The organism is Gilvimarinus xylanilyticus, from assembly GCF_024195295.1.
In the GTDB taxonomy this organism is placed as follows: domain Bacteria; phylum Pseudomonadota; class Gammaproteobacteria; order Pseudomonadales; family Cellvibrionaceae; genus Gilvimarinus; species Gilvimarinus xylanilyticus.
Genome location: NZ_JAMFTH010000002.1, coordinates 132,308 through 146,454 on the forward strand (window position 1 = coordinate 132,308; position 14,147 = coordinate 146,454).

The 14,147-nt window shown below is 55.3% G+C and carries 12 protein-coding genes; 5 read left to right on the forward strand and 7 right to left on the reverse strand.

The features are described from left to right. Window positions 1-163: 163 nt before the first annotated feature. Window positions 164-478: a HigA family addiction module antitoxin gene (locus M6D89_RS09535; RefSeq protein ID WP_253967836.1), complete on the reverse strand. Its 315-nt coding sequence runs from the start codon at window positions 476-478 to the stop codon at window positions 164-166. A 15-nt stretch (window positions 479-493) separates the two neighbouring features. Beyond that, a complete protein-coding gene (locus M6D89_RS09540) occupies window positions 494-775 on the reverse strand; it encodes a type II toxin-antitoxin system RelE/ParE family toxin (protein ID WP_253967837.1) in 282 nt (93 codons plus the stop codon). Between the two features lie 150 nt (window positions 776-925). Between M6D89_RS09540 and M6D89_RS09545 the strand changes: the two genes are divergently transcribed. Further along, window positions 926-1,120 carry a type II toxin-antitoxin system VapB family antitoxin gene (locus M6D89_RS09545; RefSeq protein ID WP_253967838.1) on the forward strand — a complete coding sequence of 65 codons (195 nt, stop codon included), beginning with the start codon at window positions 926-928 and terminating at the stop codon, window positions 1,118-1,120. 5 nt (window positions 1,121-1,125) lie between these two features. After that, a complete protein-coding gene (gene vapC, locus M6D89_RS09550) occupies window positions 1,126-1,512 on the forward strand; it encodes a type II toxin-antitoxin system VapC family toxin (protein ID WP_253968039.1) in 387 nt (128 codons plus the stop codon). A 193-nt stretch (window positions 1,513-1,705) separates the two neighbouring features. On the opposite strand, the gene ppc is transcribed toward vapC, so the two are convergent. The 3 genes from ppc to efp form a co-directional block, all read right to left on the reverse strand. After that, on the reverse strand, window positions 1,706-4,321 hold the full coding sequence (ppc, locus tag M6D89_RS09555; protein ID WP_253967839.1) for a phosphoenolpyruvate carboxylase: 2,616 nt from the start codon (window positions 4,319-4,321) through the stop codon (window positions 1,706-1,708). Window positions 4,322-4,611: 290 nt separating this feature from the next. Beyond that, the gene (gene epmA / locus M6D89_RS09560) at window positions 4,612-5,565 is read right to left on the reverse strand and encodes an EF-P lysine aminoacylase EpmA (RefSeq protein WP_253967840.1); all 954 of its coding nucleotides are present in this window, start codon (window positions 5,563-5,565) and stop codon (window positions 4,612-4,614) included. A gap of 5 nt (window positions 5,566-5,570) precedes the next feature. Then, window positions 5,571-6,140: an elongation factor P gene (efp, locus tag M6D89_RS09565; protein ID WP_253967841.1), complete on the reverse strand. Its 570-nt coding sequence runs from the start codon at window positions 6,138-6,140 to the stop codon at window positions 5,571-5,573. Between the two features lie 39 nt (window positions 6,141-6,179). Between efp and epmB the strand changes: the two genes are divergently transcribed. The 3 genes from epmB to M6D89_RS09580 all read left to right on the forward strand — a co-directional run bounded on the left by epmB (window position 6,180) and on the right by M6D89_RS09580 (window position 11,391). Further along, the gene (gene epmB / locus M6D89_RS09570) at window positions 6,180-7,199 is read left to right on the forward strand and encodes an EF-P beta-lysylation protein EpmB (RefSeq protein WP_253967842.1); all 1,020 of its coding nucleotides are present in this window, start codon (window positions 6,180-6,182) and stop codon (window positions 7,197-7,199) included. 87 nt (window positions 7,200-7,286) lie between these two features. Next, window positions 7,287-9,074 (forward strand): hypothetical protein, encoded by a 1,788-nt coding sequence (locus tag M6D89_RS09575; protein ID WP_253967843.1) that lies wholly within the window; start codon window positions 7,287-7,289, stop codon window positions 9,072-9,074. A gap of 235 nt (window positions 9,075-9,309) precedes the next feature. Continuing rightward, complete coding sequence (locus M6D89_RS09580) at window positions 9,310-11,391, forward strand: EAL domain-containing response regulator (RefSeq protein ID WP_253967844.1); 2,082 nt, start codon at window positions 9,310-9,312, stop codon at window positions 11,389-11,391. Window positions 11,392-11,557: 166 nt separating this feature from the next. On the opposite strand, the gene M6D89_RS09585 is transcribed toward M6D89_RS09580, so the two are convergent. Both M6D89_RS09585 and M6D89_RS09590 read right to left on the reverse strand, forming a co-directional pair. Next, on the reverse strand, window positions 11,558-12,784 hold the full coding sequence (locus tag M6D89_RS09585; protein WP_253967845.1) for a glycoside hydrolase family 27 protein: 1,227 nt from the start codon (window positions 12,782-12,784) through the stop codon (window positions 11,558-11,560). An 11-nt stretch (window positions 12,785-12,795) separates the two neighbouring features. Further along, window positions 12,796-14,118: a glycoside hydrolase 5 family protein gene (locus tag M6D89_RS09590; protein ID WP_253967846.1), complete on the reverse strand. Its 1,323-nt coding sequence runs from the start codon at window positions 14,116-14,118 to the stop codon at window positions 12,796-12,798. Window positions 14,119-14,147 lie beyond the last annotated feature (29 nt).

Below are 14,147 nucleotides of genomic sequence, written 5' to 3' on the forward strand. Positions count from 1 at the left end.
AAAGATCCCAGAACTTAAAGCCATTAGATCCCCGCTTTCGCGGGGATGACGAGGCTTAAGTACGTGCCATTCGCCTCAGACCTCCGACCACTGCAATATTCGCAGCACCTCTAACCCTACCAAAACCTTTCCAAATAGCGCATTCAGCATAGCGATAGAATTATCAAGCCGCATCCAGGGGTTTGATTTTAGCCACGTCATCTTTTACTGCCTGAGCGGCATTCCATAAATCAACGGCCCTTTGCGCATTCAGCCAAAACTCAGGTGAGTTGCCAAATAAGCGCCCAAGTCGCAGCGCCATTTCGGGGCTGAGCGAGCGGCGTTCACGCAGCAGCTCATTGACTGACTGGCGAGAGACACCCAGTAATTCGGCGAGCTTTGCAACGCTTAAATCATAGTCCGGCAGAAAATCTTCCCGCAGCATCTCGCCCGGATGGGTAGGCTGACGCAGCATAGCTTTAGTATTAGCGATAGCCATAATTGTTACCTCATTCTAATGGTAGTCACAGACTTCAACATCGTATGCATCACCTTCCTCAAAGCGAAAACAGATACGCCACTGGTCATTGATTGCGATAGCGTACTGCCCCTGCCTGTCACCCGAAAGCATATGCAGGCGATTGCCAGGGGGCACTTTCAAATCATCGACATTTTTCGCCAAATGCACATATTCAAGTTTGCGCGCTGCCCGTCGCGCCACATCCGGGGGAAACTTTTTAGCTTGGCCTTTGCAATACAGCGCCTGCGTGCGCTTATCGGCGAAAGTCTTAATCATACCGTCAATGTAACTCGTCACGTGACAGGCGTCAACACAACATCAGACCTTAGACGTCCGACATCAGTCCGCTTCGTAAGCCCCTTTGAGTTGACCAAACTACAATGTGTATATATTCTTAAAATATACACATCAGGTGAGGTAAAAACAATGCGCACCAATATCGACATTGACGATAAGCTGATGAGCGAAGCACTTAAGGCAACCGGCCTTAAAACCAAAAAAGAAGCTGTAGAGCAAGGGCTTAAGGCTTTGATTCAGCTGAAAAAACAAGAAGGGATTAAACAGTACAGAGGCAAGCTGGATTGGTCCGGCGACCTGGACGATATGCGGAGCGCCTCTTGATTCTGGTGGACTCCAGCGTTTGGATCGACTTTTTTAGCGGTAACGACTGCGCCGAGGCCGATCTATTAGACAGTATTTTAGGCCACCGCGCCGTGGCGATAGGCGACTTAATACTCACCGAAGTGCTGCAGGGGTTCCGTCATGAAAAGGACTACAAAGTAGCCAAAAGCTTGCTTGAAGAGCTTACGATATACGAGCTTTTAGGGAAAAACATGGCGATAAAAAGCGCTGATAATTTCCGTAAGTTACGCAAGAAGGGCATTACCATACGAAAGACCGCTGACGTTATTATTGCCTCATATTGTATTGAGCATAACCTCCCCCTACTCTTCTCAGACAAAGATTTTCAACCCTTCGTAAAGCACCTGGGCCTGCAAAACGCAGCGCAGTAAAAGACAGAATCAGCGATGCGTCTACTTTTCTGGGGTCACTCCAGTTCATCAGACCTCAGACGTCCGACATCAGACCGTAAAGCGTTCAGCATTCCGCGCACCGCCGAGCACAAAAAAGGGGAGACAGCCAAAAGGCCACCTCCCCTCATTTCCATCATCCGTTCACCAAAACCCGTGAACCGTCAACCAACCATTACCCCGTATTGCGCATCCCCGCCGATATACCGGCCATGGTCACTTTAAGTGCACGCTCCAGCTCGTCGCTAAAGGGTTTGCCGCTGCGATAGCGCTTAAGCAATTCCGCCTGTAGCAGATTGAGTGGGTCAATGTAAGGCTTGCGCACGCTTAAAGTCTGGCGCAGCATGGGGTCGCCGTCGAAAAGTTCATCCTGCTTTTTGATGCGGTTGATCAGCACCTCAAGCGCAGACAAATCGGCGCGCAGTTCCTGACCCAGCGGGTGCAGCTCTTCGGGCACCAATTGCTTTTCATAGTAGGCGGCGATGGGTGTGTCCGCCTTGCCGATCACCATTTCCAGCAGGTCTAAAAATGCCGAAAAGAATGGCCAGTTTTCTACCATGTCGTTCAAGGTACCGGGAGAGTTTTCCAGCGCGTATTCCAGTGCTTGGCGGGTACCCAACCAGGCGGGCAGGTTTAAGCGCACTTGCATCCAGGCGAACACCCAGGGAATGGCGCGCAGGCTTTCCACCCCGCCGGTGGCTTTACGCTTGGCCGGGCGCGAACCCAGTGCCAGCAGGCCCAGCTCTTGCTCGGGGGTGAGTGAGCGGAAGTAAGGCACAAACTGCGGGTGCCCCTGAACAACGCGGCGGTAGCCTTCAAGGCTGGCTTGCGCCATGCGCTCGATCAAGTCGCGCCATTCGGCTTGCGGGGCGGCGTGGGGCTCCAGGGTTGCGCGCAGGGTGGCCACGGTGTAAGTCGAGAAGCTGCTAAAAGCGACTTTGGGCAGGCCGAACTTGTAGCGAATCATCTCGCCCTGTTCGGTTACGCGGATTTTGCCTTTGACCGAGCCGGGTGGCTGCGAGGCCATGGCTTTTTCCACCGGGCCGCCACCGCGACCTACGGTGCCGCCGCGACCGTGGAACAGAATTAAATCAATGCCGTGTTTGTCGGCCAGCTGCACTAAGCGTTCTTGGGATTTGTATTGCGCCCAGGTAGCGGCGAATTTACCCGCGTCTTTGGCCGAGTCGGAGTAGCCGATCATAACGGTCTGCTTGGTATCGGCATATTCACGATACCAGGGCAGTTGCCACAGCAGGTCCATCACCTCGGCGGAGCGATCCAGATCATCCAGGGTTTCAAACAGCGGCACGATGGGCATGTTCCAAGTCATGCCGCACTCTTTTAACAGCAGTGCCACGACTAATACATCCGAGGGCTGCTGCGCCATTGAAATAATATAAGTGGACAGCGTCTCGGCCGGTTCGCTCGCGATCACGCGGCAGGTTTTCAGCACCTCGGCGCCTTCGTCGCTCACGGGCCAGTCAGCGGGTAACAGCGGGCGTTTTTCCTGCAGGTGTTTGAGCAAAAATTCTTGGCGGGTGGCTTCGTCCCACTCCAGGTAGCTGCCCATTTCCAGGTACTGGGTCAGCTCGTCCATAACGGCCACGTGGCGCTCTCCGTCCTGGCGTACATCCAGCGGTACCAGGTTAACGCCAAAGCTGTGCACCCGGCGGATGGTATCCAGCAGCGGGCCGTTGGCAATGTGCGGCAGGCCTACGTCGTTAAGCGAGCGGTAGCAGAGCATTAACGGCTCGAGCAAGTCGTCGCGGCTTTCGATTAAACCGACGGGCTTGGCAGGCTCTTCGCCCTTAAGGGTGCCCTCGGCCCAGTCCAGGGTAGCCTGAATGCGCTTGCGGAAACCGGCCAGATAATCGCGATAAGGGGTGTCGGAGTCGCCCACATGTTCGCGCAGCTCGGCGCTTGCTTCATACATGCTCAGGTCGCCGTAGAGTCCCTCCACATCGCGCAGGTACAGCTCGGCGGCCATCCAGCGGCCCAGCAGCAGCACCTCGCGGGTGACGGCGTGGGTAACATTGGGGTTACCGTCGCGGTCGCCGCCCATCCACGAGAAAAAGTGGAAGGGGTGCAAATCCAGCGGCAGTTTTAGATCCAGGTGGCGACTGCTCAGGCGGTCCAAGTGGCGGATAAAGTCCGGCACCGCCTGCCACAGGCTGTTTTCAATCACTGCAAAGCCCCACTTGGCTTCGTCCACGGCGGTGGGTCGCTCGCTGCGAATTTCGTCGGTGGACCACATTTCTTCCACCAGGCGGTGCAAGCGACCGATAACCTTGTCTTTTTCAAAACTGAGCAAATTGCCGCGCTGCTGATCCGACAGGGTGTTTACGATTTGATCGTACTTGCGGATTAAGGTGCGGCGGGTCACCTCGGTGGGGTGGGCGGTTAACACCAGCTCGATGCGCAGGTTGCGTATCTCTTCGGCCAGTCTGTCCTGCCCGTAGGTGTCTTTAAAGTTGAGCAACATAGCCTTTAGCCCATCTTCGGGCTCGGCTTCGGCGCTGGCGCCATACTCTTGGTCGGCCATATTGGCCAGGTTAAGAAACTGATTAAAGGCGCGTACGATGGGCAGAATATCCTCATCGTTCAGCTCGCCCAGCATATCCACCAGGGCCGAGGGGTCATCCTCTTCGCTCTGATTGATACTTTTGCCCAACTGGCGGATCTGTTCGATCCTGCTGAAACGCTCTTCGCCCTCGTGGTCGCGAATGGTCTCGCCCAGTAACTCCCCTAATAAGCGGACGTTTTCCCGCAGGGTTTCGGGTAACTGTTGCATCAACTTTTCTCCGTTGCCAAAAAAAGACATTTTAAGGGATTTTTAAAAAGCGTGTCAGCGCCTTTTATCCACCCCCATTTCATTATCCACACTCACTGTGGATAAGTTTGTGCACGGGCTTTGCGTAACCACCCCCAGGCCCCGCCATCACTGGGCTGAACAAAACTGTGTGATTGACAACCAGTGCAAAAAGCAGCCATTTTTAACGGCTTTTCAGGCTTGACTTTGGCACTTTTACACTGAGTTTTACACGCCCGCTGCGCAAGTATTGAGCGATCGCTGTGTATAACTTAGGCGCGCTCGTCAGCAAAGGCTAGGGTCTGCCCGATATCCGTGCAACCGGTCGTTTGCAACAACAGGCGGTCTACCCCCAGGGCAACGCCAGCACACTCGGGCAGGCCCGCCTCCAGCGCCTGCAGCAGGCGTTCGTCGGCAGCCACATCCGCTAACCCCAAAGCTTGGCGACGGGCGCGATCACTATGAAAACGCTGGCGCTGCTCGACGGGATCAGTCAGCTCCCAATATCCATTAGCTAACTCCATACCATTTAAGAAGGCCTCAAAGCGTCGCGCCACTAAAACACCCTGTTTATTGGGGGTAATTTTAGCCAAAGCGGCCTGGCTGGCAGGATAATCGTAAATAAAGGTAAGCCCCGGGGGCATTTCGGGCTCTAGCTTGTGGGTAACCAGTAAATCCAGCCAGTCGTCGCGCGTCAGACCGGTATCGTCTATCTCAATCAGCCCCTTCCCAATCGCGCGCAGCTGGGCAAAGTCACAGGTGTGAGGGTTTATCCCCAGGCTGTCCGCAAACCACTGGTGATAACTTAAATAATGCACCTGGGTGTCGGGGCATAGCTGGGTGACCAGCTCAGCCACCTCACTCATCAGCTGATGATCATCCAGCCCCAGACGATACCACTCCAACATGGTGAACTCGGGGTTGTGACGGCGACTGCGCTCACCGGCGCGGAACACCTTGCCTAAAGCGTAGATGCAACGCGGCTGGGCAGCTAACAAGCGCTTCATGGCGTATTCGGGAGAGCTTTGCAGGTAGCGGCGAGTGCCGGCGTTATCCGCCACAATGGGCTGAATAAAGGGGTCGGTCACAAAGTGTGACCCCAACAGCGGCATATCTACTTCAAGGACGTCGCGCCGGTAAAAGAATTCGCGAATACTGCGGTAAAGATCCGCCCGCGCCTGGATAAGCGCGGGGGAACAGGAAGGAGAATAAGGTGCGTCAGACACAGCGTTTAGCTGTTGGCACGGCCCAGGTATTCGCCGGTGCGGGTGTCTACCCGGACGACATCGCCTTCGTTCATAAACAGCGGCACTTTTACCACGGCGCCGGTGCTCAGGGTGGCGGGCTTGGTACCGCCCTGGGCGGTGTCGCCTTTCAGGCCCGGGTCGGTCTGAGTCACTTCCAGCTCGACGTGGTTGGGCGGGGTGACCACCAGCGGGGCGTTGTTAAACAGGGTGACTACACACTTGTCCTGCTCGCGCAGCCACTTGGCGGCGTCGGCCACGGCCTTTTCATCGGCGGCAAACTGATCAAAGGTGTTGGGGTCCATAAAGTGCCAAAACTCGCCGTCGTTGTACAGATACTCCATATCCAGGTCGATGACGTCGGCGCTTTCCAGCGATTCGTTACCACGGAAAGTACGCTCCCACACGCGGCCGGTGGTCAGGTTGCGCAGCTTCACACGGTTAAAGGCCTGGCCCTTACCCGGCTTAACCAGTTCGTTTTCCACAATGTTACAGGGATCGCCGTCCAGCATTACTTTCAACCCGGTACGGAAATCATTGATAGAATAGGTGGCCATAACCCCTCTCTAGTCGTTTATAGAATTTGAAAGGCGCCAATGATACATCGAACCGCCGCCACATGGCAGACCGAAACCTGGCAAGAGGCGCTGAAAAACCTGATTCGCACCCCCGAGGCGCTGTTTGCCGAGCTAAATCTGGACCCGGCCCTGCTAAAAGCCGCCCACATGGCCAGCCGCGAATTTGAATTGCGCGTGCCGCGCAGCTATGTCGCGCGAATGGAGCGCGGCAACCCCAACGACCCCCTGCTGCGGCAAATACTGCCGCTCGGCGATGAGCTAGTCGCCGAGCCCGGCTACACCCAGGACCCGCTGGGCGAGGAAGACGCTAACCCTATGCCCGGGTTAATTCACAAATACCACGGCCGGGTGCTGCTGGTAGTGACCGGCAGCTGCGCCATTAACTGCCGCTACTGCTTTCGCCGCCACTTCCCCTACGCTGATAACCGCCCCAACCGAGGCCGCTGGCAAGAAGTGCTGGACTATATAAGAAGCGATACCAGCATTACCGAGGTAATTTACAGCGGCGGCGACCCCCTGGGCGCGCCCGATACGACCTTGGCGTGGTTAACCCGGCAAGTGGCTGATATACCCCAGGTGAAACGTCTGCGAGTACACAGCCGCCTGCCCATTGTGATCCCTCAGCGGATTACTCCCGTATTGACTCAGTGGCTAACCGCGACCCGGCTAGACACGACTCTGGTACTGCACGCCAACCACGCCCGCGAGTTAAACCACGAGGTAGAAAACGCTTGCATCCAATTGCGCCGCGCCGGCGTAACGCTGTTAAATCAAACGGTCTTGCTCAAGGGCATTAACAATACTTTCGCCGACCTAAAGGAACTTAGCGAGAGGCTTTTTGCCTGTGGAGTACTGCCCTACTACCTTCACTTACTGGATAAGGTACAGGGCGCGGCACACTTTGATGTGGAAGACAATCAGGCACTGGCGCTGCACCAACAATTGCAACACCACCTGCCGGGCTATCTGGTGCCGCGCTTAGTGCGCGAAATCGCGGGCGAACCCTGCAAGACCCCGGTACTGCCTCAAGCGAAGTAACCACCGCAGACAAGCATTAACGAAATCCGCTATATTCTTAATTGAAATCTGGTATCAGATTGACCGCAAAACAGGCAAGATAGGCTCATGAGCACAACCACACTGCAAGAATTACTGGCGCGCCTGCGCCTACCCGAGCCAGAGCTAAAGCAATTAAGCTTTTGCAAAAGCCCCACCCCCAAAAGCGTAAGCCAATGGGTGGACAGCCTGCCACTGACCCAAACCAGCTTTGTCAGTGCGGTACTGTATTCTGCTCTGCCCGAGCTGGCTCGCCTAAAAACCGATGGCGACAATCATCTGCAACTGCTCGAAATAGTCCGCCCCGCAGTGCAGGGCTGCATTACCGGGCTGACCAAAACCTTTTTAAACCAGCCTATTATTCTGCCCGAACCCGCGCGCAAGGGCGCCACCGTAGCCCAGGCGCTGCAAAAGCATTTAAGTAATGCCTACACCTGCGCGGTGCGCGACCTATTAAATGGTAAAGGCAGCGACGAGGCCCGTGCGCTAGCGATTCACCGCGCCATGACCGGGCTGGGGCATTTGCTGTTGCGCAGCTATCAGCTGTACACGCCCACGCTTAGCCAGGTGTGGCGCGAGCTGAATACCCTGTATCAACTGGCCGAAATGTATAACCTGACCCAGGTTGAGGTGCGCGACCCGCTGCCTCATCACAAGGGCATTCGCACCATTGAAGCGGCCTATGCCCGCAGCCTGTTACTGGCGGCTGCACGCCCCAACCAGCTGCGACAAACCGATTTGTACAACGTATACCTGGCGCTGGAAACCCTGGCGCCCAAGGCACAGCTGCAAACCCTAGCGGCCGAGCAGGCCAGCAACCTGTATAGCGTTATGCTCGATACCGCCAACCCACCGGTGTACCGCTCGCGTTTGGGGCTGTACAACAGCGATGTGGTGCGCCAACTGGACACCACCGACGTCTGTGACGAGCTGGCCCGGGCCCAACACTCGCCCGAACAACTACGCGCCCTAAGGCTGAACAGCGCACTGGACTCCCACTTAATAAGTGCCTGGCAAAAACCCGCCCAACGCACCTTCGAGCGCCACGCCGGTGAAGGCCAACTGGAGGTCACCATCGGGTTAACCCACCTGCACTTTTACGCGGCCGACGAAACGCCCTTTAATATGTTTGTAGGCAACCCGGCCGACTTAGGGGTGGAAGGTGACAATAGCGGTATTTTTCAAAAGCGCAGCGTCAAGCTTAAAGACCGCTTAGACCCCGGTTTAGTAGACCCCTGGGGCGAAGCCTTTGACGTTGCCAAGCCCGCCTTTACCGACTCCAAAACCTCGACCGCCAATGTAGAGGAAAGCATTAAGCGCAGTACACGCCTGCGCTATCGCGGCCAGCACCCGATTTACTCAGTGGACGTGGTTGATGTCAGCGCCGGGGGCTACTGCCTGGAATGGCAGGCCGAAAGCCCGCCGCAGCTAAAAGCCGGTGAGATTCTGGGGGTACGCGAGCCGGGCCGCCAAAAATGGGCCATTGCCGCGGTGCGCTGGGTGCAGCAAAGTCGCACAGCCAGCCAGCTGGGCATACAGCTGCTGGCCCCTCAGGCGCAACCGGCCGCTGCCGCCATTATTCAAAAAACGGGCGCCGAGGCCGAATACCTGCGGGTACTCGCCCTGCCCGCTCAGCGCCTGGCCAACCGCCCGGCCAGCCTGCTAACCAACGCTTTAAGCTTTCGCGAACAGCAAAAAATCAAACTGTTCTTAAACGGCAAGCTCACCACTATGCAATTGACCCGGCGTCTGTTTAGTACCGGCTCGATCAGTCAGTTCGCCTATAAAACCCTGGCCAGTGCCGACACCCAAGATCGCGACACCAAAGAGGATTTCGACTCTATCTGGCGCAACTAACCCGCCCCGAGCTCTTTTGTCGCATTTATCATTTTACCCGTGTCGCCTGCTTCAACAATGACTGCACGCCCCTTGTGATGGTCTATGATTGCGGTAAGATAGGCTTCGCCCTGGCGAAAAACACTGAATTTTCAAGCCTTCACCGATAACTGGTGGTGCTTGTGGTGCAAACGGACTGCCTGGTTACGCCCGGGCCCTCCATTACCGAAAAGAATTTAGAGTGCAGTCACCTTCTATGAATCCCAACGATACAATCCGTTTGCTTATTCTCAACGACTCTCAGGCCGAGGCCGAGCGTCTGATCAGCATGTTGCACAACGCCGGGCGTCCCAATCGGGCGCAACATGTGACCGCTGAGGATTCACTGATCAAACTGCTGGAGGAACAAGCCTGGGATTTGGCCATCGCCCACGACAATACCGAAAATCTCTCCCCCGCCAAGGCCATCCAAACCATCCGCCGCCTGAACAAAGATGTGCCTATGCTGCTGCTTACCGACGAAGAGGGCAGCCTGCCAATTGTCGAGGGGCTGAAGTTAGGCGCTCACGACGTCATCCGTCTGGATGAAGACCAGCATTTGCTGATGGCGATTAACCGCGAAATCATCAACCGCCAGCAGCGTCAGGACAAACGCATTGCCGAGCGCCGTTTCCGCGAATCCGAGCGCCGCGCCCAGTCGCTACTGGACAGCTCGCGCGACGCCATTGCCTATGTGCAAGATGGTTTATACCTCTACGCCAACGAGTCCTTCGCCGAGCTGTTTGGCTACGACGACAAAGACGATATCGACTGCATGCCCATTATGGACATGGTGGCCGATTCCGATCAGAAAAAGCTCAAGGAATTTCTGAAAAACTTTACCCTGAAAGGGGTGGATTCTGAGTCCACCCAGCTGACCTTTCAGGGCCTGCGCCAAGACGGCAAAACCGCCGAGATCTCTCTTGATGTTGCTCACGCGACTTATGATGAAGAGCCCTGCATCCAGTTTTTAGCGCGCGCCACACGCAACGATGGCGTCTCCGCCCAAGAGCTAGAGGCGGTGAAATCCAAAGACGTGGTTACCGGGCTGTACAACCGCAGTTTTATGCTCAGCCATACCGACAAGGTCATCGACAACTTGGCCGACGGACAAAGTCGCGCGCTGCTTTATATCGACATCAACGATTTTGCCGATACTGTACAAAGCCGCCTGGGGGTATCGGGCGCCGACGCAGCCCTGGATGATCTATCGCGCCTATTCGATTCGCAGTTAAAAGAAGGCGAAACCCTGGCGCGCTTTGGCGATACCAGCTTTACCCTGTTAACCACCCAAACCACGGCGAAAGACGCGGTCAAACACGCCGACGAGCTATGCCACAAAGTAGCCGAGCATATCGTCGAGGTTAACAGTAAAACCTTACAGCTAACGGCCAGCATCGGGGTGTCGATCATCAATGAAAACAGCGTGAGCGCCGAAACCGTGATCGAACAGGCCATTGACGCTATGGAAAAGGCCCGCGCCAGTGAAGAGGCCTCGGCCCTGCTGTACGAACCCCCCATGAGCGACGAGGAAAAAGAAGAAAAAGACATCCTGAGTGAAGTACAAAACGCCCTGGACAATGATCTCTTCCGGCTGATGTTCCAACCCATTATCAGCCTGCGTGGCTCGGACGATGAGTACTACGAAGTTCTGCTGCGTCTGGCCAACGAAAAAGGCGAAGAAGTGTCGCCCACGCGCTTTTTGGAATCCGCCGCCGAAGCTGGCCTGGGCACCAAGGTTGACCGCTGGGTGATTCTCGAGTCCATCAAAATGTTGGCCGAGCACCGCGCCCAGGGTAGCAACACTAAGTTAATCGTTAACCTAAACCGCGCCTCTATTTGCGACGACAGTCTGCTACCCTGGCTGGGTGTCGCCTTTAAAGCCGCCAAGTTACCCACCGACGCCATTGTTTTCCAAGCGCCCGAAATAGACGTAACCAACCACTTGAACGCGGCTAAAGCGCTTAACAACGGACTCAAAAAGCTGGGATCCGCATTCGCCATCAGCAGTTTTGGCTGCTCACTCAATCCATTCAATACCCTCAAGCACGTGGATGCCCCCATCGTGAAAGTGGACGGTTCCTTCACTCAGGATATTCAAAGCAAAAGCGAAAGCCCCGAGGCCTTAACCCAACTGCTGCAAGAGCTGCACGAAGGCGAGAAAATCACCATTGTGCCTTATGTCGAGAATGCCAGCGTACTATCCACCTTATGGCAGGCGGGCGTGCACTATATTCAGGGCCACTATCTGCAAGAGCCCAGCGAATCCATGAGTTATGATTTTAATATGGAGGGGTAGGCAGCAGAACGCAGAACGCAGAACGCAGAACGCAGAACGCAGAACGCAGAACGCAGAACGCAGAACGCAGAACGCAGAACAGTTTAGGCTAGAGTTCAGTTTGGTAAAATTGAGACACAAAAAAGGCGGCAATTTTGCCGCCTTTTTTGTGTCTGTCGCTGCCCGCTTAGTTGGCAGGCTTTAAGCGCAATACCACCACATCGTGGGGTGGGATTTCCAAGTTCAGGGGCTTATCGGTATTACCCTTGCCGCCTTTCCACAGGTCCTTCCAGGTGAAACGCTCATTGTTAAAGTTAATCTCCAGCCCAGTCTGATCATCTTTGATGATATTAAACTGCCAATCGTGAGAGTACTTGAGTACGTCGTCACCGCGGTTTAAAAACAGCAGGGCCAGCTCATCGTTGGCCAGCGGCTTGAGGAACACATTCAAGTCGCCGGCATCAATGTAGCGCATGGCTTCGACGCCTTTAGGGTCTTGGTTAAGGGCGATAATTTCCTTATTGGTTAAGATCTCGCGGGTGGTGTCCGACATGCTGCGCAGGTCGTTGCCGGTAATCAGCGGCGAGTTAAGCATGGCCCACAGCGAGAAGTGCGAACGGTCTTCCGCCTCGGTCATACCATTGCCCACTTCCATCATGTCGTAGTCGTTCCAGTGACCGGGGCCGGCGTACTGGCGCAAGCGCAAGTCTTTGCGGATATCCAGAATTTTTAAGACCCCCAAGCTGCTCCAGCTACCCCAGTTGTAGGAGCAGTCCCAGCAGGGGTAGATGTCACCAGTGGCACGCCAGCTGTGGCCGATGTCCTGCGCCCACTCCCAGGGCTGATTGTCGCCCCACTCGCAAATGCTGTAGTAAATGGGCCGCCCCGCTTCGTGCAGCGCATCGCGCATGGTGGTGTAGGCACCGATGGGGTTAATGTTTTCGGTATCGCACCAGTCGTATTTTAAGTAATCGATACCCCACTCGGCATAGGTGCGGGCATCTTGATATTCGTGGCCGCGAGAGCCCGGGCGACCGGCACAGGTGGTGTTACCGGCATCAGAGTAAATACCCAGTTTTAAGCCTTTGCTGTGCACATAATCGGCCAGCGCTTTCATACCCGAGGGAAAGTGCTCTTCACTGACCTGAATTTCGCCGTTCTCATCGCGCTCGCCGTGCCAGCAGTCATCGATATTGATGTACTCGTAACCCGCGTCACGCATGCCCGACTCCACCATGGCGTCGGCCATTTCGCGAATCATGTTTTCATCGACATCACAGTCGAAAGTATTCCAGCTGTTCCAACCCATGGGCGGGGTATCGGCTAAACCTTCAAATTTTTTTTCGGCAGCGGCGTTGACGCTAAGCAGCAGTGCGCTGCACAAAACGCCAGTTTTAATGAGAGTTTTTCGCATAATCTTGTCCTTTATTCTATTGCTTGTAGTGCCTGGGCATGGTCTTTAATAATGCGCAGAGTCGACTCGTCGTTGGAGAAAACCGAATTTAAGCCCTGCGCCTCTTGCGGCGGATCGCCAAAGAAGTCATCCCCTGGCTGCCACATATAATCTTCGCGGTCGGTTTCACCAAAGCCGCCCCAGGCCCAAAAGTTGGAACCGGCAAAGGGGCCACCGGCGCGGGCGTTGCTTTCAATAAAGTTAAACACCTGAGCGTAAAAACGGTCGCGGTACTTGGTCCTGGTATTGCGGGCAAACACGCCGTTATCGCGCTCTACACCAAACTCTTCCAGTACAATGGGTTTGTTTAAACGCTCGGCAATCGCCATATGTTGCTGCATGTATTCTTGCGCGGTTTCCCAGGCACCGGGGTAAGAAGCTTCGGCGTCTTTTACGTCAAACCAGCTCCAGTTTTTAATCCACATGTGAAAAGTCAGGTAGTCGACATTGTCACTGGCGTGGGACTGCTCAAAAAGCTCGGCATCCTGCAAAGTGCCCATGGCGCCTTCGTTGCCGGTGCTTACCAGTTGCTGAGGTGCTAACGCTTTGATGTAACCGGCGGTTTCGTCAATCCACTTTTCAAAGTGAGAAAAATACGGGCGACCATCGGCATCGCTGCCGGGACGCGGTTCGTTGGCCAGCTGCCAGGACATAATGGTGGGGTCCTGGTTGTAAGCAACACCGGTAATGGTGTTGGTGCGGGTCACCACGGTTTTAATCACATCGCGATACAGTGCCTGGGCTTCGGGCATGCGGTAAAAGCGTGCCGAGTTTTGCATAAACGGGTTCCACTTACCGGTCACATCTGGGTCGAACACCGGCTCGCCGGTAAACCAGGCAACATACTGCGACATACCGCCGGACCACTGCCAGAAATTGTTCAGGTACAACACGGCTTTCATATCGCGCTTGGCCATTTCCGCCAACAGGAAGTCCATGCCTTGCAACAGAGCCTGATTTAACTCACCCTCTTTATTTTCTACAATCGCCGGACGCACCGCGCGCATTAATTCGCTGTCTTCCGAGGCGGCGAGTACACGCAAGTTGTTAATGCCTTTGGCGTGCAGCAAATCCAACTCTTTAATCAGACGCTCGCGGTCACCCAGCTCGCCGGGCGCACCCAGGTAGGCGCCATACCACATGTTGGTGCCAACGTAGCGATAGGGCTCGTCGTCTAACATAAATTGGGTGCCCTGAACACGGACAAAATCATCCGCCGGGGCATTCGTTTGCGGACCGGCGCAGGCGGCCAACAGGCACACCAACGCGAAAAGAAAAGCGGGCATTTTTATCATGAGAGTTCTCTACTTTTTTAGTTGAATCG